Below are 26,094 nucleotides of genomic sequence, written 5' to 3'. Positions count from 1 at the left end.
CCGCCCGCCCGCCCCTAGAAATCGGAGAACACACCACATGACAACGACGTCAGCGACGTCGACGCGCGGTGGAGCGCGCGTCCACGTCCAGCGCTTCGGCACCTTCCTCTCGGGAATGGTCATGCCGAACATCGCGGCCTTCATCGCCTGGGGCTTCATCACGGCCCTCTTCATCCAGACCGGATGGCTCCCCCTCCTCGGCATCGACGCCACCTGGGTCCAGCAGTTCGGCGGCTGGAGCACGGATCCCGACGTGGTCAACACCGGCCTCGTCGCCCCGATGATCACCTACCTCCTCCCGCTCCTCATCGCGAACACCGGCGGCCGCATGGTCTACGGCGCCCGCGGAGGCGTGGTCGGCACCATCGCGACCATGGGCGTCATCGTCGGCGCCGGCATCCCGATGTTCATCGGCGCCATGATCATGGGCCCGCTGTCGGCGTGGCTCATGAAGAAGGTCGACTCGATCTGGGACGGCAAGATCAAGCCCGGCTTCGAGATGCTGGTCAACAACTTCTCCGCCGGAATCCTCGGCCTCCTCCTCGCGCTCCTCGCCTTCGCGGGCGTCGCGCCGCTCGTGGTCGGCCTCTCGACCGCCCTCGGTGCGGGCGTGGAGTTCCTGGTCAACGCGGGCCTGCTCCCGCTGACCTCGCTCTTCATCGAGCCGGCGAAGATCCTCTTCCTGAACAACGCCATCAACCACGGCATCCTCACGCCGCTGGGCGTCCAGCAGGCGGAGGAGGCGGGCAAGTCCTACCTCTTCCTCCTCGAGGCCAACCCCGGCCCCGGCATGGGCGTGCTCCTGGCCTTCGCGTTCTTCGGCGTCGGCGCGGCCCGCGCCTCCGCTCCCGGTGCGGCGATCATCCACTTCATCGGCGGCATCCACGAGATCTACTTCCCGTACGTGCTGATGAAGCCGGCGCTGCTCGCGGCCGTCATCCTCGGCGGTGCGACCGGTGTCGCGACGAACGTCGCGTTCAACTCCGGCCTCCGCGCCCCCGCCTCGCCCGGCTCGATCATCGCGGTGCTCCTGCAGACCGCGAACGACAGCTTCCTCGGCGTCATCCTCTCGGTGATCCTCGCGACCGCCGTGTCGTTCCTGGTGGCCTCGGTCATCATCCGGTCCGGCCGCAAGCGCGACCTGGCCGCGGAGCAGGAGGGCGACGACAAGCTCGCCGCCGCCGTCGCCGCCAACGAGGCGAACAAGGGCAAGGAGAGCGCCGTCGGCTCGCTCATCAACGCCCGCGGCGCCAACGCTCCGCAGGACTCGGCCGGCGCCTCGACCACGGGGGCCACGGCCACCGCGACCCAGGTCCGGAACATCGTCTTCGCCTGCGACGCCGGCATGGGCTCGTCCGCGATGGGCGCCTCGGTGCTGCGGAACAAGATGAAGAAGGCGGGCTTCGAGGACGTCACGGTCACCAACAAGGCGATCGCCGCTCTCGAGGACGACGTGGACCTGGTCATCACCCAGGCCGAGCTCACGGAGCGCGCCCGCCAGCGCACCCCGGGCGCCATCCACGTCTCCGTGGACAACTTCATGAACAGCCCGAAGTACGACGAGGTCGTCTCGCTGGTCGCGGAGCAGCACGGCAAGTAGTACGCCAACCATTCGGAGGGAACCCGTAGGGTGCGACAGAGCGGACACGCTCCGCTCGCCCCTGCGGGTTCCCTCGCTGTCAGCACCTCCACGGAAGGACGCACCCCATGAGCGACGTGCTCACCATCGGACAGATCGACGCCTCCGGCACCGCCACCACGAAGGAGGCCGCCATCAAGGAGGCCGCCGACATGCTGGTCGGCGTCGGCGCGGTCACCCCCGCCTACTACGAGGCCATGCTCGCCCGCGAGGCGACCGTCTCGACCTACATGGGCAACCTGCTCGCCATCCCGCACGGCACCAACGACGCGAAGGACGAGATCCGCTCCTCCGCCCTCTCGTTCGTGCGCTATGCGCAGCCGATCGACTGGGACGGCAACGAGGTGCGCTTCGTCGTCGGCATCGCCGGCGTCGACAACGAGCACCTCGAGATCCTCTCCAAGATCGCGATCATCTTCTCGGAGGAGGACGAGGTGCAGAAGCTCCTCGACGCCCCGGACGCGCAGTCGCTCTACAGCCTGCTGGGCGAGGTCAACTCCTGATGCCCACCGCCGTCCACTTCGGCGCCGGCAACATCGGCCGCGGCTTCGTCGGCCTGATCCTGCACGGCGCCGGCTACGAGCTCGTCTTCGCCGACGTCAACTCCGAGCTGATCGGCCGCCTCGCCGCCGCCGACAGCTACGAGGTGCATGAGGTGGGGGAGGAGGCGGCCACGCACGTCGTCGACCGCTTCCGCGCGATCGACTCGGCCGCCGACGAGGAGGCGCTCGTCCGCGAGATCGCCGCCGCCGACATCGTCACCACGGCCGTCGGCCCGAACATCCTGCGCTTCGTCGCCCCCGTGATCGCGAAGGGCCTCGCCGCCCGCGACGAGTCGGCGCCGCGGCTGGCGGTCATGGCCTGCGAGAACGCGATCAACGCCACGCGCCTCCTGCAGACCGAGGTCGCCGCGAACCTCGGCGCGGACGAGTGGGAGCGCCTGCGCACCCGCGCCGTCTTCGCCGACACCGCGGTGGACCGCATCGTCCCGAACCAGGACCCGGGCCAGGGCCTGGACGTGACAGTGGAGAGCTTCTTCGAGTGGGTCGTCGACCGCACTCCGTTCGAGGGCACCGAGCCGGAGATCCCGGGCGCGACCTGGGTCGACGACCTCGAGCCCTTCATCGAGCGGAAGCTCTTCACGGTGAACACCGGCCACGCGACGGCCGCCTACACCGGCTTCGCGGCCGGAGCGCACAAGCTCTCCGACGCGCTGGCGATGCCCGAGGTGCACGACGCGGTCAAGGCCGCGCTCGAGGACACCAAGGCGCTCATCGTGGCCAAGCACGGCTTCAGCGACGAGGAGCAGCAGGCCTACCTCGAGAAGACGCTGAAGCGCTTCGCCAACCCGTACCTGACCGACACGGTCGACCGGGTGGGACGCCAGCCGCTGCGGAAGCTGTCGCGGCACGAGCGCTTCATCGGACCGGCGGCCGAGCTCGCCGAGCGCGGGCGCACGCCGGAGGGCCTGCTCGCCGCGATCGGCGCCGCGCTGCGCTTCGACGTGCCCGAGGACCCCCAGAGCGTGGAGCTCCACGAGAAGCTGACCGCGCTCAGCCCGGAGGAGTTCGTGGCGGAGGTCACCGGCCTCACGGCCGAGCATCCGCTCTTCGACCGGGTCGTGGCGGTCGTCCGCGGCTAGTCCCGTGGCCGCACGGCGGCGAACGACGACGAGGTCCCCTGCTTCCGGCGGGGGACCTCGTCGTCTGCGGCGGCTCGGGTGGAGCGCTAGAACAGCCGCCAGCGGGTGAGCGGCCAGGCCACGGCGAAGACGCGTCCGGTGACCCTGTCGATCGGCACGGTCTTCACGCACGTGTCGATCGGCCCGCCGGCGCCGCGGCACTCGCCGAGCGAGTCGTTGGAGTTCGACCGGTGGTCGCCCAGGACGAAGAGGGATCCCTCGGGGACGGTGTACTCGTCGAAGCAGCGGAGGGACGCGGGGCTCGTCGTGCAGTCGAGGGTCCCGGGGGTGAAGGGGAAGTCCTCGAACACGTAGGACTCGTCCAGCGGCTTCCCGTCGACCAGCACGTGCCCGTCGGCATCGCAGCAGGAGACGGTGTGGCCCCCCTCGGCGATCAGCCTCTTGACGAGGAACTCCTCGTGGGAGGGGCCGATGCTGGTGACGTCGCCGAACGTCTTCACGATCTCGGAGAGGGGGCTGCCGGCCTCGTCGCTCGCGCCCCAGTCGGCGTCGCGCGAGAAGACGACGATCTGGCCCTCCTCCGGCCCGCCCTGAAGGGCGAGGGTGCGGTCGACCAGGATGCGGTCGCCGAAGAATCCGCCGCCCTGGAGGGTGTTCTCCATCGAGCCGGTCGGCACCGTGTACACCTTCACGAAGAAGGTCTGCACCAGGGCGATGACCGCGATCGCCGCCAGGATCGTCACCACCGGGTGCGAGTACCAGCTCCGCCTCGCGGTCGCAGACCTCGTCGTGCGCGCCATGTGCTCTCCCTCCGGCTCGACGGAGCCAGCCTAGGCGGCGGCGGACGCAGGGCCGGGCAGGGGGCGCGCGTCGGGCGCGGAGACGGAGGAGGGGGCGACACGCCCGAGGTGGCGGAGCGGCCGCGATTCGCGTAGTATCGACCCTTGGTGTTTTGCGCGTGCTCCGGCATGCCCGCGAACCCCGATCCGGGCTCTCGCCCGGTGGTGGCTCGTCGCGGAAACATTCGCACGACCAGTACACACACTACTTCCGAACGACAGTGAGGCTATGGCCAAAAAAGACGGTGTCATCGAAATCGAAGGTGCGGTTGTCGAGGCGCTCCCCAACGCGATGTTCCGCGTGGAGCTGACCAACGGACACAAAGTTCTCGCCCATATCTCGGGCAAGATGCGTCAGCACTACATCCGGATCCTCCCCGAGGACCGGGTGATCGTGGAGCTGAGCCCCTACGACCTGACCCGCGGCCGGATCGTCTACCGCTACAAGTAGACGTTCGCTCCGCTGACGTTCGCGACGTGCGTGTCCTGTAAGGAACGGCCCCGGCATCCGCCGGGAGCACGACGCCAGCGAAAACAAGGACAAGAACAATGAAGGTCAACCCCAGCGTCAAGCGCATCTGCGACCACTGCAAGATCATCCGCCGCCACGGCAACGTGATGGTCATCTGCAGCAGCAACCCCCGCCACAAGCAGCGCCAGGGCTAGTCCCGCTGCTTCCGCGAGGGAGCGCAGGGGCGGCGTGCCGCCCCCACTGCACAACTGAACACACCCGCAGCACCAGAAATCGCGCAGCACCCCGGCGACCCCGGGGTGGACGGCGAGGACACCTTCGGTCGGAGGCCGAGGCACCGGTGCTGCTTCACACCTCCACTCACTCACAGGAGAAGCCACAATGGCACGTCTGGCAGGAGTAGACATCCCGCGCGAGAAGCGCGTGGAGGTCGCACTGACCTACATCTACGGTGTCGGCCGCACTCGCGCGCTCAAGACCCTGAGCGACACCGGGATCGACGGCAACATCCGCGTCAAGGACCTCAGCGACGACCAGCTCGTCTCGCTCCGCGACTACATCGAGGGCAACTACAAGGTGGAGGGCGACCTCCGCCGCGAGGTCGCCGCCGACATCCGCCGCAAGGTCGAGATCGGCTCGTACGAGGGCCTCCGCCACCGTCGCGGCCTCCCGGTCCGTGGACAGCGCACCAAGACGAACGCGCGCACCCGCAAGGGACCCAAGCGCACCGTCGCCGGCAAGAAGAAGGCCGGCCGCAAGTAACGCGGGCGACACGGACCTAGAGGAGATACAGAATTGGCTACCCCCAAGTCGGCCGCGCGCAAGCCGCGCCGCAAGGAGAAGAAGAACATCGCTGTGGGCCAGGCCCACATCAAGTCGACGTTCAACAACACCATCGTCTCGATCACCGACCCCTCCGGGGCCGTCATCAGCTGGGCCTCGTCCGGTGGAGTCGGCTTCAAGGGCTCGCGCAAGTCGACGCCGTTCGCCGCCCAGCTCGCCGCCGAGTCGGCCGCGCGCCAGGCTCAGGAGCACGGCATGAAGAAGGTGGACGTCTTCGTGAAGGGCCCCGGCTCGGGTCGTGAGACCGCGATCCGCTCGCTCCAGGCCGCAGGCCTCGAGGTCGGCTCGATCAACGACGTCACCCCGCAGGCGCACAACGGCTGCCGCCCGCCCAAGCGTCGTCGCGTCTAAGCAGCACTCGCAGCCGTCGGCCGGCCGCACGAACCGCCTCCGGGCGGGGAGTGCGGCCGGCCGGCGGATCGCGCATTTCTTTCACAACTCCACACCTCGCAAACGCACGTGTCATATAGCGGACACGTGATCGAAAGGAATCATCAGTGCTTATCGCACAGCGTCCGACGCTCACCGAGGAGAACATCTCGGAGTTCCGTTCCCGCTTCGTCATCGAGCCCCTCGAGCCCGGCTTCGGCTACACGCTCGGCAACTCGCTGCGTCGCACCCTGCTGTCCTCCATCCCCGGCGCCGCTGTCACCAGCATCCGGATCGACGGAGTCCTGCACGAGTTCACGACCGTCCCGGGCGTCCGCGAGGACGTCACCGAGATCATCCTGAACATCAAGGGACTCGTCGTCTCCTCCGAGCACGACGAGCCGATCACCGCCTACCTGCGCAAGCAGGGAGCCGGCCAGGTCACCGCCGCGGACATCTCGGCTCCGGCCGGTGTCGAGATCCACAACCCGGAGCTCGTCATCGCCACGCTGAACGACAAGGCGAAGTTCGAGCTCGAGCTCACGATCGAGCGCGGCCGCGGCTACGTCTCGGCGACCCAGAACCGCAGCGAGTTCTCCGAGGCCGGCCAGATCCCGGTCGACTCGATCTACTCGCCCGTGCTGAAGGTCACCTACCGCGTCGAGGCCACCCGTGCCGGCGAGCGCACCGACTTCGACCGCCTGGTCGTGGACGTGGAGACGAAGGCCGCGATCTCGCCGCGCGACGCCATCGCCTCCGCCGGACGCACGCTGACCGAGCTGTTCGGTCTCGCCCGCGAGCTGAACAACGCGGCCGAGGGCATCGAGATCGGCCCCGCGCCGGTCGACGCGGTCCTCTCGACCGAGCTGTCCATGCCCATCGAGGACCTCGACCTCTCGGTGCGCAGCTACAACTGCCTCAAGCGCGAGGGCATCAACAACGTCAATGAGCTCGTCGCCCTCTCGGAGACGCAGCTCATGAACATCCGCAACTTCGGTCAGAAGTCGGTGGATGAGGTCAAGGAGAAGCTGACGGAGCTCGGCCTGTCGCTCAAGGACTCGGTCCCCGGGTTCGACGGCGCCCACTTCTACAGCTACGACGACGAGAGCATCTAGGTCCTCCGCTCCGGAGCCCCGGCTCCTCGCGTCCGACCTGCTGACACCCCTTTAGTACTGGAGTAAACCCATGCCCAAGCCCACCAAGGGCCCCCGCCTCGGAGGCGGACCCGCACACGAGCGCCTCCTGCTGGCGAACCTGGCCGCGGCCCTGTTCACGCACAAGAGCATCAAGACGACCGAGACCAAGGCCAAGCGCCTTCGTCCGCTCGCCGAGCGCCTGGTGACCTTCGCCAAGCGCGGCGACCTGCACGCCCGCCGTCGCGTCCTCGCGACGATCGGCGACAAGTCGGTCGTCCACGAGCTCTTCACCGAGATCGCTCCGCTCGTCGCCGAGCGCGAGGGCGGCTACACCCGCATCACCAAGATCGGCCCCCGCAAGGGAGACAACGCGCCCATGGCCGTGATCGAGCTCGTCCTCGAGCCCGTCACGCCCAAGGCGAAGAAGTCGCGCACCGCCACGGCGCCCGTGTCCGCTCCGGTGGACGAGGCCCCCGCCGAGGAGACCACTGCCGAGGAGACCCCCGTCGAGGAGGCGCCCGTGCAGGACGCTCCCGTCGAGGACGCCGCGCAGGACGCTCCTGTCGAGGAGACCGGCGCGACCAAGTAGTCACGCCCCCTCTGCCGAGAGCCCTCCGTCCCCTCCGGGGCGGGGGGCTCTCGTCGTTCCACGGGGCCGAGTGGCGCGAATCGTCGCTTACGATGGCACGGCTGCGCTCGTCGGGTGCGGCCGCGTCACGACCGGCGCTCCCGGGGTCCGCCCCGACGATCCTCGGAGGACTCCTGTGCGACTGCGCTCCTCGGCCGCTGCGGCGCTCCTCGCCCTGGCACTCGCGGCCGGAGTGAGCGGCTGCGCCTCCGGCGAGGTGATCGACGTGCCGGAGTCGGCGGGCCTCGCGAGCACGACCCCGGTGCCGTCGGCCGCACCGACCGTGTCCTCCGTGCCGTCGAGCGAGGGTGTGGACTGCGCGACCGCTCTCCCCGCCTCCCTCGTCGAGCAGGAGGCCGGCCTGACGGCGGGCACCGTGTCGATCACCGCCGCGGGAGACACGTGCTCCTACGCCGTCGACGGCGGCGACCCGGTCGTCGTGCTGACGCTGCACCGCGGGCCCCTCGTCGAGACCTTCACCGGTGCGGGCGAGGCGCTCGGCGCCGTGCCGGTCTCGCTGGGCACGGCCGCCTACTGGGTGCAGGGCATCGCCTCCGCCCCCTCCGAGCTGGCCGTGCTCGCAGGCGGCTGGGAGGCGCGGATCGTCTCCTCGGTCGGCGAGCAGTCGACGCTGGTCGGCTGGGCGGTCTCGGCCCTGGCGACCGTCGACGTCCCGCTCGCGGTCGCCTGAGCCGCGACCACGGCGCGCTCTAGACTCGTCTGATGCTCCACCGCGTCCGCCTCGACCTGGCCTACGACGGCTCGCACTTCTCCGGCTGGGCCAAGCAGCCCGGCCTCCGCACAGTGCAGGGGGTGCTCGAGGAGTCGCTCGCCCTGGTGCTGCGCTCCGAGCAGCACCCGACCGTGACGGTCGCCGGGCGCACCGACGTCGGCGTGCACGCCAGCGCCCAGGTCGCCCACGTCGACCTCACCCCCGAGCAGTGGGGCCGCATCAGCAGCGGCAGGCGCCGACCGGGGGAGGAGCCGTTCCCGCCCGCGTCGATCCTGGAGCGGCGGCTCCGCGGGATCCTCGGGCAGTACACCGACGTCTCGGTGCACCGGGTGACGGAGGCGCCGGAGGGGTTCGACGCGCGGTTCTCGGCGCGCTGGCGGCGGTACGAGTACCGGCTGGCCGACGCCTCCTCGATGCGCCACCCGCTCGACCGCACGTACACCACCTGGATCACCGACTCCCTCGACCTCGACGCGATGACGGCCGCGGCCCGCTCGCTCCTGGGCCTTCACGACTACGCGTCGTTCTGCCGTGCCCGCGCAGGGGCCACCACCATCCGGAGCCTGCTCGACTTCACCTGGGAGCGCGACGCCGACGGAGTCCTGCACGCCCACCTGCGCGCGGACGCCTTCTGCCACAGCATGGTGCGGGCCCTCGTGGGGGCGTGCGTGGCGGTCGGCGCCGGGAAGCTCGAGGCGGGGGCGGTCCCGCTGCTCCGGGACGCCGCCCGACGGACCAACGCGTTCGCGGTGATGCCGGCCCGCGGCCTCATCCTCCGCGAGGTCGACTACCCCGAGGACGACGCGCTCGCCGAGCGGGCCCTGCTCACCCGGGCGAAGCGCACCGTGCGGACCGAGGGGCCGGACCCAGAGGACTCGGAGTGAGGCGAGGGCGCGCGACCGCGCCCCGCGACCCGTGGCGGCCCGGGCCGCACCTCCCGCCGCCGGAGCCCCTGCCGCCACGATCCGTGCTTGGCCGCACGGGGGCTTTGCTGTAATGTCGACCCTTGGTGTTTTCGGCCGTGTGCCGAGCGCCCGAAGTTGAGCCCTCCACCGGATCGGTTCGGCCCCCTCGCGGGTCGAACGGCCACGGAGCGGGATCCACGAACACCTCACTCCGACCAGAAAGCAGCACTCACGTGACTCGCACTTTTTCTCCGAAGCCGGCTGACGTCCAGCACGACTGGATCGTCATCGACGCGTCCGACGTCGTGCTCGGCCGTCTCGCCACCCACGCCGCGGCGCTCCTGCGCGGCAAGCACAAGGCCACCTTCGCGCCGCACATGGACATGGGCGACTTCGTCATCATCGTCAACGCGGAGAAGGTCGCCCTCACCGGCCAGAAGCTCCTCCAGAAGAAGGCCTACCGCCACTCCGGCTACCCGGGCGGCCTCTCGGCCACCACGTACGCCGAGCTCCTCGAGAAGAACCCGGTCCGCGCCGTCGAGAAGGCCATCCGCGGCATGCTCCCCAAGAACTCCCTCGGCCGCGCCCAGCTGCGCAAGCTGAAGGTCTACACGGGATCCGAGCACCCCCACGCGGCCCAGCAGCCGCAGGCGTACGCCTTCACCCAGGTCGCCCAGTAGGCTCCGGCCCTCCCCGACACCCCAGACTTCGAAGACAAAGGATCACCTACACCGTGGCGAAGATCGCAGACCAGATCGACGTGGCTCCCGAGAGCTACTCCACCGAAAGCCCGGCCACCGAGGCGTCCACGACGCCCCGCGCCGTCCTCAACGTCTCCGGCGCAGCCGTGGGCCGACGCAAGCAGGCCATCGCCCGCGTGCGCCTCGTCCCCGGCAACGGCGGCATGACCGTCAACGCCCGCGAGTTCGCGGAGTACTTCCCCAACAAGCTGCACCAGCAGCTGATCACCGACCCCTTCAAGGTGCTCGACCTGATCGGCTCCTACGACGTGGTCGCCAAGATCACCGGCGGCGGCCCCTCCGGCCAGGCCGGCGCGCTGCGCCTCGCCATCGCCCGTGCGCTCAACGAGATCGACCGCGAGAACAACCGCGCGATCCTGAAGAAGGCGGGCTTCCTGACTCGCGACGCCCGCGTCATCGAGCGCAAGAAGGCCGGTCTCAAGAAGGCCCGCAAGGCGTCCCAGTTCTCGAAGCGCTAGTCGACGCGGCCTGACGGCCGCACGACCAGCAGCTCGAGAAGGGACTGCGCACCATGCCGCGCCTGTTCGGAACAGACGGCGTCCGTGGCCTCGCTAATCGCGAGGTCACGGCCGACCTGGCTCTCGGCCTCGCCCAGGCGGCCGCCCGTGTACTCGGAGCGGCCGCCCGGGCCGAGGGCCGTCGGCCCGTCGCCGTGCTCGCCCGCGACCCCCGCATCTCCGGTCAGTTCATCGGAGCCGCGGTCGCGGCGGGTCTCGCGAGCGCGGGAGTCGACGTGCTCGACGCCGGCGTCATCCCGACGCCCGCCACCGCCTATCTCATCGCCGACGAGAACGCCGACTTCGGCGTGATGATCTCGGCCTCGCACAACCCCGCAGCCGACAACGGCATCAAGTTCTTCGCCGCCGGCGGACGCAAACTCCCGGACGAGCTCGAGAACCGCATCGAAGCGGCCCTCGGAGTCCCCCCGCTCACGCCGACCGGAGCCGACGTCGGCCGCATCACCCGCTTCTCCGACGCGGAGGACCGCTACGTCCTCCACCTGCTCGGATCCCTCGAGGGCACCCGTCTCGACGGCCTGCACGTGGTCATCGACTGCGCGCACGGCGCCGCCGCCGGCATCTCGCCCCAAGTGTTCACCGACGCCGGAGCGACCGTCACCGTCATCGGCAACGACCCCGACGGCCTCAACATCAACGACGGAGTGGGCTCCACCCACCTCGACAACGTCGCCGACGCCGTCCGCGCGGCCGGCGCCGACATCGGCATCGCCCACGACGGCGACGCCGACCGCTGCCTCGCAGTGGACGCCGAGGGCCGCATCGTCGACGGCGACCAGATCATGGCGATCCTCGCGACAGCCATGGCCCGCCGCGGCGCCCTCCGCGACGACGTCCTCGTGGCCACCGTCATGAGCAACCTCGGCCTCAAGCTCGCCATGCGCGACGCCGGCATCCGCGTCATCGAGACCGCGGTCGGCGACCGCTACGTCCTCGAGGCGATGAACGACGGCGGCTACTCGCTCGGCGGGGAGCAGTCCGGCCACGTCATCATGAGCCGCTACGCCACCACCGGCGACGGCGTGCTCACCGGCCTCCAGCTCGCGGCCGAGATGGCCCGCACCGGACGCACGATCGCCGACCTGGCCGCCGTCATGTCCGTCTTCCCGCAGACCCTCCTCAACGTACGCGGCGTCGACCGCGAGGGCGTCCGCGACGACGAGGTCATCGCCTCCGCCGTCGCCGACGCCACCGCCGAGCTCGGCAGCGACGGCCGCGTGCTCCTGCGCCCCTCCGGCACGGAGCCGATGGTGCGCGTCATGGTCGAGGCGAAGACGCAGGAGACGGCCGACCGCCTCGCCGAATCGCTCGCCGCGGTCGTGCTCGAGCGGCTGCGTTCTTAAGGAGCCGCTCCCTGCGCGGCTCCTCGCGGTCGGCTTGGGGAGGTGGTCGCGATGGGTGGAGCGGGGTGCGTTCGCCGCGGGTGAATCGCTTGGCACGCGATTCCCACGACGGCTCGTGGGTTGGGCCGCTCCCTGCGCGGCTCCTCGCGGTCGGCTTGGGGAGGTGGTCGCGATGGGTGGAGCGGGGTGCGTTCGCCGCGCGGGAATCGCTGGGCACGCGGCGGTGTTCGTTGCGGGGCCGCTCCCTGCGCGGCCCCTCGCGGTCGGCTTCGCGAGGTGGTTGCGATGGCTGGAGCGGGGCGCGTTCGCCGCGGGTGAATCGCTTGGCACGCGATTCCCGCGACGGCGGTGTTCGTTGCGGGGCCGCTCCCTGCGCGGCCCCTCGCGGTCGGCTTCGCGAGGTGGTTGCGATGGCTGGAGCGGGGCGCGTTCGCCGCGGGTGAATCGCTTGGCACGCGGCGGTGCTTGTTGCGGGGCCGCTCCTTGCGCGGCCCCTCGCGGTCGGCTTCGCGAGGTCGTTGCGCGGGTGGAGCGGTTCGCGTTCGCCGCGGGTGAATCGGCTTGGCACGCGATTCCCGCCGTCGGCTCGCGGGTGGTCCCGAGCCTGCACCGATCCTGCGGTGGAGGGGTTCGAGGAGGTCGGTGGCTGCGCGGTGCGCGCGGCGGCGAACAGCGACCGGGGGCGCGGTCAGATCTTGCGGAGGAGGACCGAGGAGACCGTGTGGTCGGCCTGCTTGCGGAGGACCAGGCTCGCGCGGGAGCGGGTGGGGCGCACGTTCTGCAGCAGGTTCGGCTCGTTGATCGCGGCCCAGATGCTCCGCGCGCGCTCACGGGCCTCGTCCGGACTGAGCGCCGCGTAGCGGTGGAAGTAGGAGTTCGGATTCGCGAACGCGCCCTGCTGCAGGGTGAGGAAGCGCTCCTCGTACCAGCGCGCGATGTCGCTGGTCCGGGCGTCGACGTAGACGGTGAAGTCGAACAGGTCGCTCACCGCCAGGCCGTGACCGGGCACCGGCGGCTGCAGCACGTTCAGGCCCTCGACGATCAGCACGTCCGGCCGCCGCACGACGATCTCGGCGTCGGGGACGATGTCGTAGGACAGGTGCGAGTAGAACGGCGCGCGCACCTCCGCGGCCCCGCCCTTCACCTCCGAGACGAAGCGCAGCAGCGCCCGCCGGTCGTACGACTCGGGGAAGCCTTTGCGGCTCATCAGACCGCGGCGCTCCAGCTCGCGGTTGGGCAGCAGGAAGCCGTCGGTGGTCACCAGCTCGACGCGGGGCGTGTCCTCCCAGCGGGCGAGCAGCTCCCGCAGCAGGCGCGCGATCGTCGACTTGCCCACCGCGACCGACCCCGCGACGCCGATCACGAACGGAGTCGGCTGCGCGCGCTCCCCGAGGAACGTGCTCGTCGCGCGGTGCAGGTGCCGCGCGCCACCGGCGTACAGGCTCAGCAGGCGCGAGAGCGGCAGGTAGACCTCCGCGACCTCGGTGAGGCTCAGCCGGTCGCCCAGCCCCCGCAGCTGCACGACCTCGGTCTCCGACAGCGGCAGCTCCGTGGTGCGGGCGAGCTCGGCCCAGTCGGAGCGGACGATCTCGACGAAGGGGGAGGGGTGCGCGTCGCGCGCGGGATCGCGAGGAGACGACGGCATGGGGACCGATCCTAGCGTCCGCCCCGCCGGGTGCCCGACGCCGCGGGAGGCGCCTCCGCGCCGCTTAGAATCGAGCGCATGTGTGGAATCGTTGGATACGTCGGTGAGCGCGACAGCCTGGCCGTGCTGCTCGGGGGCCTGAAGCGTCTGGAGTACCGCGGCTACGACTCGGCCGGCGTGGCCGTGATCGACGCCGACGGGCAGCTCGACAGCCGCAAGCGCTCGGGCAAGCTCAGCGTCCTGGTCGACGACCTCGAGGCGCACCCGCTGGCCGAGGGCACCACGGGCATCGGCCACACCCGCTGGGCGACGCACGGCGGCCCGACCGACCGCAACGCCCACCCCCACCTCGCGGACGAGGGCAGGCTCGCCGTCATCCACAACGGCATCATCGAGAACTTCCAGCCGCTCAAGGAGCAGCTGCTCGCCGAGGGCGCCGTCTTCGAGAGCGAGACCGACACCGAGGTCGCCGCGCACCTGATCGCCCGCGAGTACCGCCGCACCGGCGACCTCGTGCTCGCCTTCCAGGCCGTCGTCGCGCACCTCGAGGGCGCGTTCACCCTGCTCGCCCTGCACCAGGACCAGCCCGGCGTGGTCGTCGGCGCGCGCCGCAACTCGCCGCTCGTGATCGGCCTGGGCGACGGGGAGAACTTCCTCGGCTCCGACGTCGCGGCGTTCGTCGAGTTCACCCGCCGCGCGGTCGCCATCGGCCAGGACCAGATCGTCACGATCACCCCGGAGCTCGTCACGGTGACCGACTTCTTCGGCAACCCCGTCGAGACCGAGCCGTTCGAGATCGCCTGGGACGCGTCGGCGTCCGAGAAGGGCGGCTGGTCGAGCTTCATGGCCAAGGAGATCACCGAGGGCCCCGAGGCCGTCGCCAACACGCTCCGCGGCCGCATCCACGAGGGCGCGATCACGCTGCCCGAGCTCGACGCGCTCGGTCCGGTGCTGACGGAGATCGACCGCATCACGATCATCGCCTGCGGCACGGCCGCCTACTCGGGCATGGTCGCCAAGTACGCGATCGAGAAATGGGCGCGCGTCCCCGTCGAGGTCGAGCTCAGCCACGAGTTCCGCTACCGCGACCCGGTGCTCACCCCGCGCACCCTCGTCGTCTCGATCAGCCAGTCCGGCGAGACGATGGACACGCTGATGGCGGTCAAGTACGCCCGCGAGCACGGCGCCAAGACGCTCTCGGTCTGCAACACCCAGGGCGCGACGATCCCGCGCGAGTCGGACGCCGTGCTCTACACGCACGCGGGACCGGAGGTGGCGGTCGCCTCGACCAAGGCCTTCGTCGCCCAGATCGCGGCGCTCTACCTCTTCGGGCTGCACCTGGCCGCGGTGCGCGGAGCCGCCTCCACCGAGCTCGTCGCCTCGCAGGCGGCCCAGCTCGCCGCGATCCCGGAGAAGCTCTCCCGCGTGCTCGACGCCTCCGACGACATCGCCCAGCTGGCCGGTTGGATGGCCGACACCCGCGCGGTGCTGTTCCTCGGCCGCCACGTCGGCTACCCGGTGGCGCTCGAGGGCGCGCTGAAGCTCAAGGAGCTCGCCTACATCCACGCCGAGGGCTTCGCGGCGGGCGAGCTCAAGCACGGCCCGATCGCGCTGATCGAGCCGGGCCAGGTCGTGTTCGTGATCGTGCCGAGCCCGAGCGAGTCGTACGAGCTGCAGCGCAAGGTGATCTCGAACATCCAGGAGATCAAGGCCCGCGGCGCCCGCGTCATCGCGATCGCGGAGCAGGGCGACACGGCCGCGATCCAGATCGCCGACGAGGTCGTTCCGATCCCGCTCGCCGACCCGCTGTTCGAGCCGCTGCTCGCCGTCACCCCGCTGCAGATGTTCGCGATGGAGCTCGCCGCCGCCAAGGGCCTCGACGTCGACCAGCCGCGCAACCTCGCCAAGTCGGTCACGGTCGAGTGATCGAGCCGTGATCGTGGGGATCGGGGTGGACGTCGTGGACCTCGCGCGCTTCGAGCGCTCGCTGACGCGCACGCCCCGGCTCCGCGACCGGCTGTTCGCCGAGAGCGAACGCTCGCTCCCCGTCGCCTCACTGGCGGGCCGCTTCGCCGCCAAGGAGGCGCTGATCAAGGCGCTCGGCGACTCCGTGGGCGCCGGGTGGCACGACATGGTCGTCGAGCGGGACGAGTACGGGAATCCGTCCTTCGCGCTGCACGGCCCGGCCCGGGCGGCCGCGGAGGCGCGGGGGATCACGCGCGTGCACCTCTCGATGACGCATGACGCGGGCGTGGCCTGCGCGTTCGTGGTGGCCGAGTCGTGAGCGTCCCTGCGTCGTACCGCGAGGCGGTGATCGACGTCGACGCGATGGCGGCGAACGCCGCGCGTCTACGCGAGCTCACCGGTGCCCGACGGCTGATGGCCGTCGTCAAGGCCAACGGGTACGGGCACGGCGCCCTGGCTGCGGCGCAGGCGGCGCTCGACGGCGGCGCGGACGCCCTCGGCACCGCGGAGCTGCGGGAGGCCGTGGCCCTGCGCGAGGCAGGCGTCGTCGCTCCGATCCTCTGCTGGCTGCACGACCCCGGCGAGGACTTCGACGCGGCGCTCGAGCACTCGATCGACGTCGCCGTCTCCTCCGTCGACCAGATCGACACGCTCGCGCAGTCGGCGGAGGACCGCGGTGTGCGCGCCGCCGTGCAGCTCAAGGTCGACACGGGCCTCAGCCGCAACGGCGCCGCGGAGGAGGAGTGGCCGCACCTGGCGGAGTCGCTCGCCCGTCACAGCGCTCGCGGCACCGTCCACCTCACCGGGCTCTTCTCGCACCTGTCCAACACCTCGCGCGAGGACGACCTCGCCCAGCTCGCGCTCCTCCGCCGCGCCGAGGCCGTGCTGGCCGCGCACGGGGTGCAGGTGCCGGTCCTGCACCTCGCGGCGACGGCGGCGGCGCTGCGCCTCCCGGAGACACGCCTCGACATGGTGCGCAGCGGCATCGCCCTCTACGGACTCTCGCCGTTCGAGGACGAGACCTCGCTCCAGCTCGGGCTCGTCCCGGCGATGACGCTGCAGGGCCGCGTCGCCGGCGTCCGCCGGGTGCCCCACGGGACCGGCGTGAGCTACGACTACACCTGGCGGGCCGAGGGCGGGACGACCCTCGCGCTCGTGCCGTTCGGCTACGCGGACGGCATCCCGCGGAGCGCCTCCGGCGTCGCGGAGGTCTCGATCGGCGGCCGCCGCCACCGGATCGCCGGGCGGGTCGCGATGGATCAGTTCGTCGTCGACGTGGGGGATGCGAGCGTCGCGACGGGCGACCCGGTGACGCTCTGGGGCGACCCGACGACCGGCGTCCCCTCGGTCGACGAGTGGGCGCGGTGGTGCGGCACCATCAACTACGAGCTGGTCACCCGGCTCGGGCCGCGGGTCCAGCGGCGGCTGCTGAGCGCGGCGGACGGCCGTGCCTGAGCGCTCCTGGTTCGCGGACCGCGTCGTCGAGGTCGCCGATCCGGAGGCCATGGCGGAGCTCGGCCGCGAGCTCGGCCGAGTGCTGCGTGCCGGCGACCTGCTGGTGCTGACCGGGCCGCTCGGCGCGGGCAAGACGACCTTCACGCGCGGGCTCGGCGAGGGCCTCGACGTGCGGGGTCCCGTGACGAGCCCCACCTTCGTGATCGCGCGGACGCATCCGCCGCTGCACGACGGGCCGCCGCTCGTACACGTCGACGCCTACCGCGTGGGCTCGCCGGTCGAGCTCGACGACCTCGACCTCGATCCGGCGCGCTCTGTGATCGTCGTGGAGTGGGGGGCCGGGATGCTGGACGGCGTCGCGGAGTCCTGGCTCGACGTGGTCATCGAGCGGCCGACCGCCGGCTCCGACGCCGAGGAGGGCGAGGAGCCGATCGAGCCGCGGACCGTCCGCTTCCGCGGCACCGGCTGGAGCTGAGCCCGCGGGTACCCTGGACGCGTGCTCCTCGCGATCGACACCTCCTCCGGAACCTCCGTCGCCGTCGTCGACTCCTCGGGCGCCGTGCGCTCGGAGCGCACCGAGACCGACACCATGCGCCACGCGGAGGTGGTCGGCCGGCTGATCCAGGAGGCGCTCGAGGCGGCCGACGTGGCTCCCGGGGGCATCGAGGCGGTCGCCGTGGGCATGGGCCCCGGCCCCTTCACCGGCCTCCGGGTCGGGATCGCCGCCGCCCGGGCCTTCGCGCTCGGCCGCGGCGTCCCCACCCTCCCCGTGGTCTCGCACGACGCGATCGCGCTCGCCGCGCTGCGGCACGGGCGCGCCGCGGGCTTCCTCGTCGTCACCGACGCCCGCCGCCGCGAGCTGTACTGGAGCGCCTACGACGGGCTCGACGACCAGGGACTCCCCGTCCGCCTCGCCGGCCCGGGCCTGGACAAGCCGCCGGCCCTCCCGCATCCGGAGCTCCCACGCCTGGAGGCCGAGTCGGTCTCCGCCGGCGAGCTCGGAGTCGTGGCAGCCCGCCTGCGCGCGGCCGGTCGGCCCGGTGCCGCGGACGAGCCCCTCTACCTCCGCTCGCCCGACGTCACGCTGTCGGCCGGCCCCAAGCGGGTGACAGCATGAGCGAGGCCGCGCTCCGCGACGCGCAGCCGGACGACCTCGACGCCGTCATGGCGATCGAGCAGTCCGAGTTCGTCGGCGACGCCTGGTCGCGCGGGATGATGGCGGAGGAGATCCGGAGCCGTCACACCCGGTACCTGGTCGCCGAGCAGGACGGCGAGGTGGTCGGCTACGCCGGGCTCCTCTGCCCCGTCGGCGCTCACGAGGGCGACGTGCAGACGATCGCGGTCGTCGCCCGGGTCCGCCGCACCGGCCTCGGCCGCCGACTGCTGCGCGCGCTCCTCGAGGCGGCCCGCGAGCGAGGCGCCCGCGAGGTCTTCCTCGAGGTCCGCGCCGACAACCCCGCCGCGCAGACCCTCTACCGCTCGGAGGGCTTCGAGGAGATCGGCGTCCGCCCCGCCTACTACCAGCCCGACGGAGTGGACGCGATCGTGATGCGCCGGCCGCCGACCCCGACCCAGGAGACCCCGTGAGCACCGGACCCCTCGTCCTCGGCATCGAGACCAGCTGCGACGAGACGGGGATCGGCATCGTCCGCGGCACGACGCTGCTCTCGAACACCATCGCCTCCTCGATGGAGGAGCACGCCCGCTACGGCGGCGTCGTGCCCGAGGTGGCCGCCCGGGCGCACCTGGAGGCGCTCGAGCCCGCCCTGCACGCGGCGCTCTCCGAGGCCGGTGTCGCGCTCGGCGACCTGGACGCGATCGCGGTCACCAGCGGACCGGGGCTCTCGGGCGCACTCATGGTCGGCGTCGGAGCGGCGAAGGCGCTCGCCGTCTCGCTCGGCCTGCCGCTCTACGCCGTGAACCACCTCGTCGGACATGTGGGAGCCGACGTCCTCCGGGCCGACGGCAGCGAGGGCAGCCCCGTCGAGGTGCCGACGATCGCGCTGCTGGTCTCGGGCGGGCACACCTCGCTCCTGCACGTGCGCGATCTGGTGTCGGACGTCGAGCTGCTCGGCGAGACCATCGACGACGCCGCCGGCGAGGCCTTCGACAAGGTGGCGCGCGTCCTGGGCCTGCCCTATCCCGGCGGACCGCAGATCGACCGGGTGGCGGCGGACGGGGACCCGAAGGCGATCCGCTTCCCCCGCGGGCTCAGCCTGCCGAAGGACCTCGAGCGCCACCGCTACGACTTCTCGTTCTCAGGGCTGAAGACCGCGGTCGCCCGCTGGGTCGAGAAGCGCCAGGACGCGGGGGAGGAGGTGCCCGTGGCCGACGTCGCGGCGAGCTTCCGCGAGGCGGTCGCCGACGTCCTGCTCACGAAGGCGCTCGCCGCCTGCCGCGACCGGGGCGTGCCGCGCCTCCTGCTCGGGGGCGGCGTGGTCGCCAACGCCCGGGTGCGCGCTCTGGCGGAGGAGCGGTGCGCGGCCGCGGGAGTGACCCTGCGGATCCCGGCGCTCTCGCTCTGCACCGACAACGGCGCGATGATCGCCGCACTGGCGGCGCAGCTGATCGAGGCGGGGCATCCGCCGTCGGGGCTCGGCTTCGGGGCCGACTCGACCCTCCCGGTCACCGAGATCCAAGTCCGCTGAGGCCTCTACCGGGCGGCGGCCGGGCCGCGCAAGCGCCGTCCAGCTTTTTGACAGGCGGATCGTGCCACTGCCACTCTTGGCCGCATCCGCTCGTTCCTGACCCTGGGGGATTCCATGACCACTCCGTACACGCCCGCGTCCGACCGCTACAACATCCTGGCGATCATCGGCTTCATCGCCTCGTTCTTCGTCTCCATCGTGGGCATCGTGCTGGGCTTCATCGCCCTGTCGCAGATCAAGCGCACGGGGGAGAAGGGCCGCGGCCTCGCCCTCGCCGCCGTCATCATCGGCTTCGTCGCGATCATCATCACCATCATCTCGTTCGTCGCGCTCTTCTCGATCGCGGCGACCATGCCCTCGACCGGGTACTGATCGACACGCCTCCGAGGCTCGGGGGCGCCCGCACCACCAGGAGGACACCGTGACCGACGACACCGCGCCCGGACCGCAGACCGGACCGGCACCCGCGCCGTTCGCCCCTCCGCTCGGCGAGCCGTCGGCGGCCTACCCGCCGCCGACGGCCTCCGCCGATCCCTACCCCGGTCTCCCGCCCCGCCGCCCGCCGATGAATCCGCTCGCGGTCGCGGCTCTGGTGTGCGGACTGCTGGGGCTGGCGCCCGCCGCCATCGTCCTCGGCCACATCGGCTTCGCCCAGGCCCGACGCTCCGGACAGCGCGGACGCGGTCTCGCGGTCGCCGGTTTCGTGCTGGGCTACCTCGCGATCGTCCTCGCGGTGATCGCCTACCTCGCCTGGACGGCCTTCGTCGGCGACCTGCGCGACGGCGGGTACCTGCCCGCGTGAGCGGACGGAACCCCTCCGCCGCCGCCCGGGTGCTGGCTAGACTCGCGCCATGAGCGACGACAGCACCCGTCCCGGCCCCGGCTCCGACGAGCAGCACGGCTCCGTCCCGGTCCCGCCGGCGTACCCCTCGGCGCCCGCCTACTCCTCCGCGCCCGGCCACCCCGCCGCCTACGCGGCCGCACCGGCGCCCGTCGTCCCGCGCACGCTGAGCCTCGTCGGGATGATCCTCGGCATCGTCGGCCTGGTCATCACGCTCTTCGCCGCCGGCTTCGGCTTCCTGCTGTCGGCTCCGGCCGTCGTGCTCGGATTCCTCGGACGCCGGCGCGAGCCGGCCGCACGCGGCTTCGCGCTGACCGCGATCATCACCGGGTTCGCCGGCATCGCCGTCTCGCTGATCTACCTGGCGGTCTTCCTCGTCTTCGTCGTGGTCGCCCTCGCCGCCGGCACCTCCGGCTACTGAGCCGGCGCGGGCCGCTCGACGCGCTCCGCGAGCAGCGCGCGGTGGCGCCCGGCGATCCGCGTCAGGATCAGCACCGCGCTGCCGGTGCCGGAGAGGCCCAGCCGCTTGCGGAAGCGGGCGGGGTCGACGTCCACCCCGCGCTTCTTGATCTCGAGCACGCCGATGCCGCGGGTGCGCAGCTCCTTCGCCAGCGTGCGCTCGTCCAGCGGCAGCTCGGCGAGGACCCGGAAGCTGCGGAGGAAGGGCGAGGCAGCCGCATCGTCGCCCGTCAGATAGGCGATGCCGGGCGAGAGCATCCGCGAGCCGCTGGAGCGCGCGAGCTCGCCCAGGAGGCGCGCGCGGATCGCGGAGCCGTCCGGCTCGTGCACGAACGCGCCGAGGGGGCCGACCTCCTCGTCCTCGCTGTCGCCCGCCGCGGTGAGCTCGGAGGAGCCGGTCGCGCCGAGCAGCAGAGCGGAGCGGCGCACGCCCGTGCGCGCCAGAGAACCGAACCAGAGCCCGGTCTCGACCAGCTCCCCGTCGACCGAGACCCACTGCGCCTCGGCGTCCCGCGGCAGGCGCTCGCGGTCGAAGCCGGGACCCACCTTCACGCCCACGGGACGATGCTCGGCCAGGCCGAACGCGAAGTCGAGCGAGGGGGAGTAGTCGTCCGGATCGTCGAGCCGGCGGGTCTCGCGGTGGCCCGCCGTGCGGCGTGCCGGGTCCAGGTAGACGGCGTCGAAGCCGTCGAGGTCGAAGGCCTCGGCCGTCGAGTGCACGGCGCTCGCCGCGGGGAACGGGGCGAGGTTGAAGCTGGCCAGGGTCGCGGTGACCTCGTCGGCCTCGACGGCGGTGACCGCCAGGTCGATCGCGGCCATCGCGAGGGCGTCGCCGCCGATCCCGCTGCCGAGGTCGGCGACGCGCGCCGCTCCCGCCGCGGCGAACCGGCCGGCGTGCAGGGCGGCGACGCGCAGCCGCGTCGCCTGCTCGAGTCCCGCGTCCGTGAAGAGCATCGAGCGGGCGAACTCTCCGAACTTCGCCTCCGCCTTCTGCCGGAGCCTCGCCTGGGTGAGCACCGCGGCGACGAGGACGGGGGAGTGGCCGGCGGCCCGGAGGCGTGCCACGGCCCGCACCAGGTCGTCGGACCGGTAGCCGTCGAGGGAGTCGAGGAGCCGGAGGCCCTCGGGGGAGAGGAGCTCGACCAGCTCGTCGCGTCGCATCCGGCCATGGTAGGCCACGGCTTCCCGGCGGGTCCGCCGCCCCGCTTGGCACTCTGATTGCACGAGTGCCAGCGGAGCCCCTACGATGGATCTAGCACTCTCGGAGCGTGTGTGCCAGAACCGCGTTCCGCCCACATCGTCGTCAAGAAAGAGGTCAACCGTGTCGGTGTCCATCAAGCCGCTCGAAGATCGCATCGTCATCAAGCAGGTCGAGGCGGAGCAGGTGACCGCTTCCGGTCTCGTCATCCCCGATACCGCCAAGGAGAAGCCGCAGGAGGGCGAGGTCGTCGCCGTCGGACCCGGTCGCATCGACGACAACGGCAACCGCGTGCCGCTCGACGTCGCCGTCGGCGACAAGGTGATCTACTCCAAGTACGGCGGAACCGAGGTCAAGTTCGGTGGCGAGGACCTGCTGGTCCTCTCCGCTCGCGACGTCCTCGCGGTCGTCGTCCGCTAGGCAGCATCCCTCGGAAGGGCCCGTCGACCTCGGTCGGCGGGCCCTTCCGTCGTTCCCGGTCCTCCTCGCGGCCAGTGGCCTGATCCGCCCGCTACGGGGCCGTCTCCCCACCCCGCGGCTGCGTAGCATCGGGGGAGTGACCAGCTCCCGCACCCCTGCCGAGTCCGTCTCGCCGTCCCCTTCGGACGTGCCCGTCGGCGAAGGAGTGGAGGCGCTCGGAGCGGCGGGACGCCCGGGCGGGATGTCCGGCACGGGGCTGCTGTTCGCGTTCTCGGCCTACCTGCTCTGGGGTGCGATGCCCCTCTACTTCATCGCGATGGCGCCGGCCTCGCCGTTCGAGATCGTCGCGTTCCGAGTGCTCTTCTCGCTCGTCTTCTGCGTGATCCTGCTCACGGTCCTCCGCGGCTGGCGCTCCTTCGGCGCGCTGCTGCGCCGCCCCCGCCTGCTCGGCGTGATGGCGATCGCGGGCGTGCTCATCTACGTCAACTGGCAGGTCTACGTGATCGCCACGACCACGGGCCACGTCATCGAGGCGGCCCTGGGCTACTTCATGAACCCGCTGGTCACGGTGCTGCTGGGCGTCCTGGTGCTGCGCGAGCGCCTCCGGCCACTGCAGTGGGCCGCGATGGGCGTCAGCGCGGTCGCGGTGCTGGTCATCGCGGTGGGCTACGGATCCTTCCCGTGGATCTCGCTCGCCCTCGCCTTCTCGTTCGGCCTCTACGGCCTGGTGAAGAGCCGCGTCGGCGGCACGGTGGACGCGGTCGGCGGACTGACGCTCGAGACGCTCTGGCTGACGCCGCTCGCCGTCGTGCAGCTGGCGGTCGTCGGCTCCACGGTGGGGCTGACCCTGACGACGGAGGGGACGGGGCACGCCCTCATCCTCGCCTCGGCCGGCATCGTCACGGCCGTCCCGCTGCTCCTGTTCGCGGGCGCCGCGCGCCGGCTCCCGCTGTCGATCGTCGGCTTCGTGCAGTACCTGACGCCGTTCCTGCAGTTCCTCGTCGGGGCCTTCGTCCTGCACGAGGAGATGCCGCTCGAGCGCTGGATCGGCTTCGCGCTGGTGTGGGCCGCCCTGGCGATCTTCTCAGGCGACCTCGTCGCCGCGGAGCGCAGACGGCGCCGATCCTCCGTCTGATCTGCGGAACGCGTCGTCCTGGCGCGGCGCGACAGCGGAATGGTAACGATCCGGTCGCGAAACGTATTGGTAACACCCCTGTATTGTTCACGGCTGCTTCGGAGGTTAGGTTGGCCGAGCGGTTGCCACCGGCGCCGCTCCCACTGACACACACCTCTCAAGGAGCAACATGGGCGTTTACGCGAAGGCCGGCTCGGCCCGCGCGCGGTCCCTCCGGGCAACCCTCGGCGGCGTCGCCATTCTGGGCGCCAGCGCTCTCGTCCTCGCCGGCTGCGCCGGCGGCGGCGACAGCGGATCGAGCGGCGACAGCGGCTCGGGCGACCTGTCCCTCAAGATCGGCACGATCCTCCCGCAGACCGGCACCCTCGCCGTCCTCGGCCCGCCCGAGATCGCGGGCGTCGACCAGGCGGTCGTCGACATCAACGACGCCAAGGCCGGCATCACGATCGACGTGGAGCAGAAGGACTCGGGCGACACCACGACCGACATCGCGACGCAGTCGGCCACGTCCCTCATCGCCGACAACGTCTCCGCCATCATCGGCGCGGCGTCCTCGGGCGTCTCGAAGACCTTCATCGACCAGGTGACCCAGGCGGGCGTCGTCCAGATCTCGCCGGCCAACACCTCGCCGGACTTCACGACCTACGACGACGACGGCTACTACTGGCGCACCGCTCCCTCGGACGTGCTCCAGGGCCGCATCCTCGGCAACAAGATCCTCGGCGACGGCAAGACCAACGTCTCGATCCTGTACATGAACGACGCGTACGGCACCGGCCTCGAGAAGAACATCAAGGAGACCCTCGAGGCGGGCGGAGCATCCGTCGCGGCCGAGGAGATCTTCGAGCCGGCCTCGACCGACTTCAACTCGGCGCTGACCTCGGTCCTCGCCCCGAACCCCGACGCGCTGGTCGTCATCTCGTTCGACGAGATCAAGACCATCGCGGAGCAGCTCTCGGCCAAGGGCTTCGACTTCTCGAAGCTCTACGGCACGGACGGCAACTACGGCGTCATCGGCGAGTCCGACACCAACGTCGACATCGCCGGCGCGCAGTTCACCAACCCGGGCGTCCAGGCGTCCGAGGACTTCCAGGGCAAGCTGCAGTCGCTCGTCGAGTCGCAGGGCAACGACGCGCTGACCGTGTTCAGCTATGCGCCGGAGTCGTACGACGCCACGGTCCTGACCGCTCTCGCCGCGCTCCAGGGCAAGGCGACGGACGGTGCGACCATCCGCGACAACCTCATGTCGGTCTCGGAGGGCGGCACCAAGTGCACGACCTTCGCCGACTGCGCGAAGCTCATCGCCGACGGCGAGGACGTCGACTACGACGGCCTCTCCGGCCCGATCTCGTTCGACGAGAACGGCGACACCAGCGAGGCCTCGGTCTCGATCTACAAGTACGGCACGGGCAACACCACCTCCTTCGAGGAGACCGTCGAGGGTTCGCTGAACTGACGACGCGGTGACGCGGCTCCTGCCGCATCCCTGAGGGGCTCGGTCTTCGGACCGGGCCCCTTCGCCGTTCCCGGAGGGCAGAGGCGGAGACGCGCCGGTCGCGCGGACGCAGCGAGGCGCGGCGGTCGTCCGCGCGGGCGTCCGCTGTCGGGTGCGGGCGGACGGCTGCGCGGCGTCCAGGGCCTGGCGTCGCGTCGAGGAGACACCCGGGAGGAGGAGCGGCTCGGACGGCCTGTGAACGCCTCCGAGCGCCTCTCCCGGCCTCGAGGGGCGCCCTGCCGGACCGCGGGCGGGAGCGACGACGTCGAGCGGGAACGCAGAAGCGCGCGCCCTCCCGAGGGAGGACGCGCGCTCGTGGAGTGCGGAGGACCTAGGAGGCGCGGAGCAGCTCCGCCTCCTGCGCCAGGCGGTACGTGACGAAGGAACGGCTGTAGTTGCGGCGCTTGCCGCCGGTGGTCTCGGCGATGACGACCTGGGCGTAGACGCCGACGACGCGCCAGCGCTCGTAGTCGCCGATCGCACCGGTGCCGAAGCCGGCTCCGAGTTCCACAGGGGCGGGGGTGTAGCTCTTCATGGTCGGCTCCTTCGAGGCGGACGACGCGGCGCTCGAGGCGCTGCGGGGAGGGGAGGAGATCGGCGACCGATCGCGGTCCCTACCGGGGGAGAGGGGAGCGGGACGTCCCCCTGCAGGGCTGTCCCGTGTCCCCAAAACTACGGCAGGCAGGGCGATATCCTGTCCCCCTCGTGGGGGTCGCTGGTGCGGAGAGACTCTCGCTGTCCTGCCCTCGTCCCGCGGACAGGAGACCGAGTGTCCAGACCGTCGTTCCGCCGACTTGCCGGGGGTTCGGCGGGCATCGCGGAGAGACCGGTGAAGGCGTGTCCGCGCCGGGAGAGCGGCTCCCTCGCCTCCCTTCTCCGGTACCCCGTGCCGGCGCATCTCCGGGCACCGAGCCGCCTGCCTTCCCGCCCTGCTCGGAGTGGTCTCCGAGCCGCCCGGCGCCCTGGGCGAGCGGCCCCGCCTCCGCCCCGGAGTCGCCCCGGCCC

At 71.6% G+C, this 26,094-nt stretch carries 31 protein-coding genes; 27 read left to right on the top strand and 4 right to left on the bottom strand.

Features of this window, described 5'->3' with window-relative positions:
- Positions 1-37 precede the first annotated feature (37 nt).
- From C5D36_RS13575 to C5D36_RS13565, 3 genes are all read left to right on the top strand, one after another.
- Positions 38-1,600: a PTS mannitol transporter subunit IICB gene (locus C5D36_RS13575; protein WP_104296039.1), complete on the top strand. Its 1,563-nt coding sequence runs from the start codon at positions 38-40 to the stop codon at positions 1,598-1,600.
- A 107-nt stretch (positions 1,601-1,707) separates the two neighbouring features.
- Entirely contained in the window at positions 1,708-2,142 is a 435-nt protein-coding gene (locus C5D36_RS13570) for a PTS sugar transporter subunit IIA (RefSeq protein WP_104224996.1), read from the top strand.
- Positions 2,142-3,281, top strand: a complete 1,140-nt coding sequence (locus C5D36_RS13565; RefSeq protein WP_104251135.1) for a mannitol-1-phosphate 5-dehydrogenase — start codon at positions 2,142-2,144, stop codon at positions 3,279-3,281. Before C5D36_RS13570 ends, C5D36_RS13565 begins: the two co-directional genes overlap by 1 nt.
- An 86-nt stretch (positions 3,282-3,367) precedes the next feature.
- On the opposite strand, the gene lepB is transcribed toward C5D36_RS13565, so the two are convergent.
- Positions 3,368-4,081, bottom strand: a complete 714-nt coding sequence (gene lepB / locus C5D36_RS13560; protein ID WP_104251134.1) for a signal peptidase I — start codon at positions 4,079-4,081, stop codon at positions 3,368-3,370.
- A gap of 268 nt (positions 4,082-4,349) precedes the next feature.
- Between lepB and infA the strand changes: the two genes are divergently transcribed.
- The 11 genes from infA (at position 4,350) to glmM (ending at position 11,828) form a co-directional block, all read left to right on the top strand.
- Positions 4,350-4,571, top strand: coding sequence for a translation initiation factor IF-1 (gene infA / locus C5D36_RS13555; protein WP_022883252.1), 222 nt, complete (start codon positions 4,350-4,352; stop codon positions 4,569-4,571).
- Between the two features lie 98 nt (positions 4,572-4,669).
- Entirely contained in the window at positions 4,670-4,786 is a 117-nt protein-coding gene (gene rpmJ, locus C5D36_RS13550) for a 50S ribosomal protein L36 (RefSeq protein ID WP_055787164.1), read from the top strand.
- A gap of 187 nt (positions 4,787-4,973) precedes the next feature.
- Positions 4,974-5,354 carry a 30S ribosomal protein S13 gene (rpsM, locus tag C5D36_RS13545; RefSeq protein WP_068251511.1) on the top strand — a complete coding sequence of 127 codons (381 nt, stop codon included), beginning with the start codon at positions 4,974-4,976 and terminating at the stop codon, positions 5,352-5,354.
- A gap of 33 nt (positions 5,355-5,387) precedes the next feature.
- A complete protein-coding gene (gene rpsK / locus C5D36_RS13540; protein WP_055787170.1) occupies positions 5,388-5,786 on the top strand; it encodes a 30S ribosomal protein S11 in 399 nt (132 codons plus the stop codon).
- Positions 5,787-5,932: 146 nt separating this feature from the next.
- Positions 5,933-6,919 (top strand): DNA-directed RNA polymerase subunit alpha, encoded by a 987-nt coding sequence (locus C5D36_RS13535; protein WP_104224999.1) that lies wholly within the window; start codon positions 5,933-5,935, stop codon positions 6,917-6,919.
- Positions 6,920-6,989: 70 nt separating this feature from the next.
- Positions 6,990-7,529, top strand: coding sequence for a 50S ribosomal protein L17 (rplQ, locus tag C5D36_RS13530; protein WP_104225000.1), 540 nt, complete (start codon positions 6,990-6,992; stop codon positions 7,527-7,529).
- A gap of 175 nt (positions 7,530-7,704) precedes the next feature.
- Positions 7,705-8,259: a hypothetical protein gene (locus C5D36_RS13525; RefSeq protein WP_104292483.1), complete on the top strand. Its 555-nt coding sequence runs from the start codon at positions 7,705-7,707 to the stop codon at positions 8,257-8,259.
- Positions 8,260-8,291: 32 nt separating this feature from the next.
- On the top strand, positions 8,292-9,185 hold the full coding sequence (locus C5D36_RS13520; RefSeq protein ID WP_104238770.1) for a tRNA pseudouridine(38-40) synthase TruA: 894 nt from the start codon (positions 8,292-8,294) through the stop codon (positions 9,183-9,185).
- Between the two features lie 254 nt (positions 9,186-9,439).
- Positions 9,440-9,886 (top strand): 50S ribosomal protein L13, encoded by a 447-nt coding sequence (gene rplM / locus C5D36_RS13515; protein ID WP_104225003.1) that lies wholly within the window; start codon positions 9,440-9,442, stop codon positions 9,884-9,886.
- Between the two features lie 53 nt (positions 9,887-9,939).
- On the top strand, positions 9,940-10,425 hold the full coding sequence (rpsI, locus tag C5D36_RS13510; RefSeq protein ID WP_104225004.1) for a 30S ribosomal protein S9: 486 nt from the start codon (positions 9,940-9,942) through the stop codon (positions 10,423-10,425).
- A 53-nt stretch (positions 10,426-10,478) separates the two neighbouring features.
- Complete coding sequence (gene glmM / locus C5D36_RS13505; RefSeq protein ID WP_104251130.1) at positions 10,479-11,828, top strand: phosphoglucosamine mutase; 1,350 nt, start codon at positions 10,479-10,481, stop codon at positions 11,826-11,828.
- A 688-nt stretch (positions 11,829-12,516) separates the two neighbouring features.
- On the opposite strand, the gene coaA is transcribed toward glmM, so the two are convergent.
- A complete protein-coding gene (coaA, locus tag C5D36_RS13500; RefSeq protein ID WP_104234153.1) occupies positions 12,517-13,473 on the bottom strand; it encodes a type I pantothenate kinase in 957 nt (318 codons plus the stop codon).
- A gap of 78 nt (positions 13,474-13,551) precedes the next feature.
- On the opposite strand from coaA, the gene glmS reads away from it, so the two are divergent.
- The 10 genes from glmS to C5D36_RS16635 all read left to right on the top strand — a co-directional run bounded on the left by glmS (position 13,552) and on the right by C5D36_RS16635 (position 20,803).
- Entirely contained in the window at positions 13,552-15,399 is a 1,848-nt protein-coding gene (gene glmS, locus C5D36_RS13495) for a glutamine--fructose-6-phosphate transaminase (isomerizing) (protein ID WP_104227413.1), read from the top strand.
- A gap of 7 nt (positions 15,400-15,406) precedes the next feature.
- Positions 15,407-15,757 (top strand): holo-ACP synthase, encoded by a 351-nt coding sequence (locus C5D36_RS13490; protein ID WP_104292482.1) that lies wholly within the window; start codon positions 15,407-15,409, stop codon positions 15,755-15,757.
- Positions 15,754-16,893, top strand: a complete 1,140-nt coding sequence (gene alr, locus C5D36_RS13485) for an alanine racemase (RefSeq protein ID WP_181072902.1) — start codon at positions 15,754-15,756, stop codon at positions 16,891-16,893. The genes C5D36_RS13490 and alr overlap by 4 nt, the downstream gene beginning before the upstream one ends.
- Before the next feature lie 49 nt (positions 16,894-16,942).
- Positions 16,943-17,368 (top strand): tRNA (adenosine(37)-N6)-threonylcarbamoyltransferase complex ATPase subunit type 1 TsaE, encoded by a 426-nt coding sequence (gene tsaE / locus C5D36_RS13480; RefSeq protein WP_104227417.1) that lies wholly within the window; start codon positions 16,943-16,945, stop codon positions 17,366-17,368.
- 21 nt (positions 17,369-17,389) lie between these two features.
- Positions 17,390-18,010, top strand: a complete 621-nt coding sequence (gene tsaB, locus C5D36_RS13475) for a tRNA (adenosine(37)-N6)-threonylcarbamoyltransferase complex dimerization subunit type 1 TsaB (protein WP_104251126.1) — start codon at positions 17,390-17,392, stop codon at positions 18,008-18,010.
- Entirely contained in the window at positions 18,007-18,480 is a 474-nt protein-coding gene (gene rimI / locus C5D36_RS13470; RefSeq protein WP_104292481.1) for a ribosomal protein S18-alanine N-acetyltransferase, read from the top strand. The genes tsaB and rimI overlap by 4 nt, the downstream gene beginning before the upstream one ends.
- On the top strand, positions 18,477-19,541 hold the full coding sequence (gene tsaD / locus C5D36_RS13465) for a tRNA (adenosine(37)-N6)-threonylcarbamoyltransferase complex transferase subunit TsaD (protein ID WP_104225013.1): 1,065 nt from the start codon (positions 18,477-18,479) through the stop codon (positions 19,539-19,541). The genes rimI and tsaD overlap by 4 nt, the downstream gene beginning before the upstream one ends.
- Positions 19,542-19,655: 114 nt before the next feature.
- Positions 19,656-19,913: a DUF4190 domain-containing protein gene (locus tag C5D36_RS13460; protein ID WP_104225014.1), complete on the top strand. Its 258-nt coding sequence runs from the start codon at positions 19,656-19,658 to the stop codon at positions 19,911-19,913.
- A 49-nt stretch (positions 19,914-19,962) separates the two neighbouring features.
- The gene (locus C5D36_RS13455) at positions 19,963-20,343 is read left to right on the top strand and encodes a DUF4190 domain-containing protein (protein ID WP_104296038.1); all 381 of its coding nucleotides are present in this window, start codon (positions 19,963-19,965) and stop codon (positions 20,341-20,343) included.
- A gap of 49 nt (positions 20,344-20,392) precedes the next feature.
- Positions 20,393-20,803, top strand: a complete 411-nt coding sequence (locus C5D36_RS16635) for a DUF4190 domain-containing protein (protein ID WP_146083743.1) — start codon at positions 20,393-20,395, stop codon at positions 20,801-20,803.
- On the opposite strand, the gene C5D36_RS13440 is transcribed toward C5D36_RS16635, so the two are convergent.
- A complete protein-coding gene (locus C5D36_RS13440) occupies positions 20,797-22,002 on the bottom strand; it encodes an SAM-dependent methyltransferase (RefSeq protein ID WP_104292894.1) in 1,206 nt (401 codons plus the stop codon). The two genes, C5D36_RS16635 and C5D36_RS13440, sit on opposite strands and share 7 nt — an antisense overlap.
- 160 nt (positions 22,003-22,162) lie before the next feature.
- Here C5D36_RS13440 and groES point away from each other — a divergent pair, with 160 nt between their 5' ends.
- From groES to C5D36_RS13425, 3 genes are all read left to right on the top strand, one after another.
- The gene (gene groES, locus C5D36_RS13435) at positions 22,163-22,459 is read left to right on the top strand and encodes a co-chaperone GroES (RefSeq protein ID WP_097167691.1); all 297 of its coding nucleotides are present in this window, start codon (positions 22,163-22,165) and stop codon (positions 22,457-22,459) included.
- Between the two features lie 241 nt (positions 22,460-22,700).
- On the top strand, positions 22,701-23,594 hold the full coding sequence (gene rarD, locus C5D36_RS13430; RefSeq protein WP_104224726.1) for an EamA family transporter RarD: 894 nt from the start codon (positions 22,701-22,703) through the stop codon (positions 23,592-23,594).
- A gap of 169 nt (positions 23,595-23,763) precedes the next feature.
- A complete protein-coding gene (locus tag C5D36_RS13425; RefSeq protein ID WP_104234163.1) occupies positions 23,764-25,050 on the top strand; it encodes an ABC transporter substrate-binding protein in 1,287 nt (428 codons plus the stop codon).
- A 370-nt stretch (positions 25,051-25,420) separates the two neighbouring features.
- Here the strand turns inward: C5D36_RS13425 and C5D36_RS13420 are convergent, their stop codons facing one another.
- Entirely contained in the window at positions 25,421-25,624 is a 204-nt protein-coding gene (locus C5D36_RS13420) for a hypothetical protein (protein ID WP_104234164.1), read from the bottom strand.
- Positions 25,625-26,094: the final 470 nt, after the last annotated feature.

Origin of the sequence: Rathayibacter sp. AY1C6 (assembly GCF_002931535.1) — a bacterium.
Classification (GTDB): domain Bacteria; phylum Actinomycetota; class Actinomycetes; order Actinomycetales; family Microbacteriaceae; genus Rathayibacter.
This window is presented reverse-complemented; position numbering and strand designations above follow the sequence as displayed.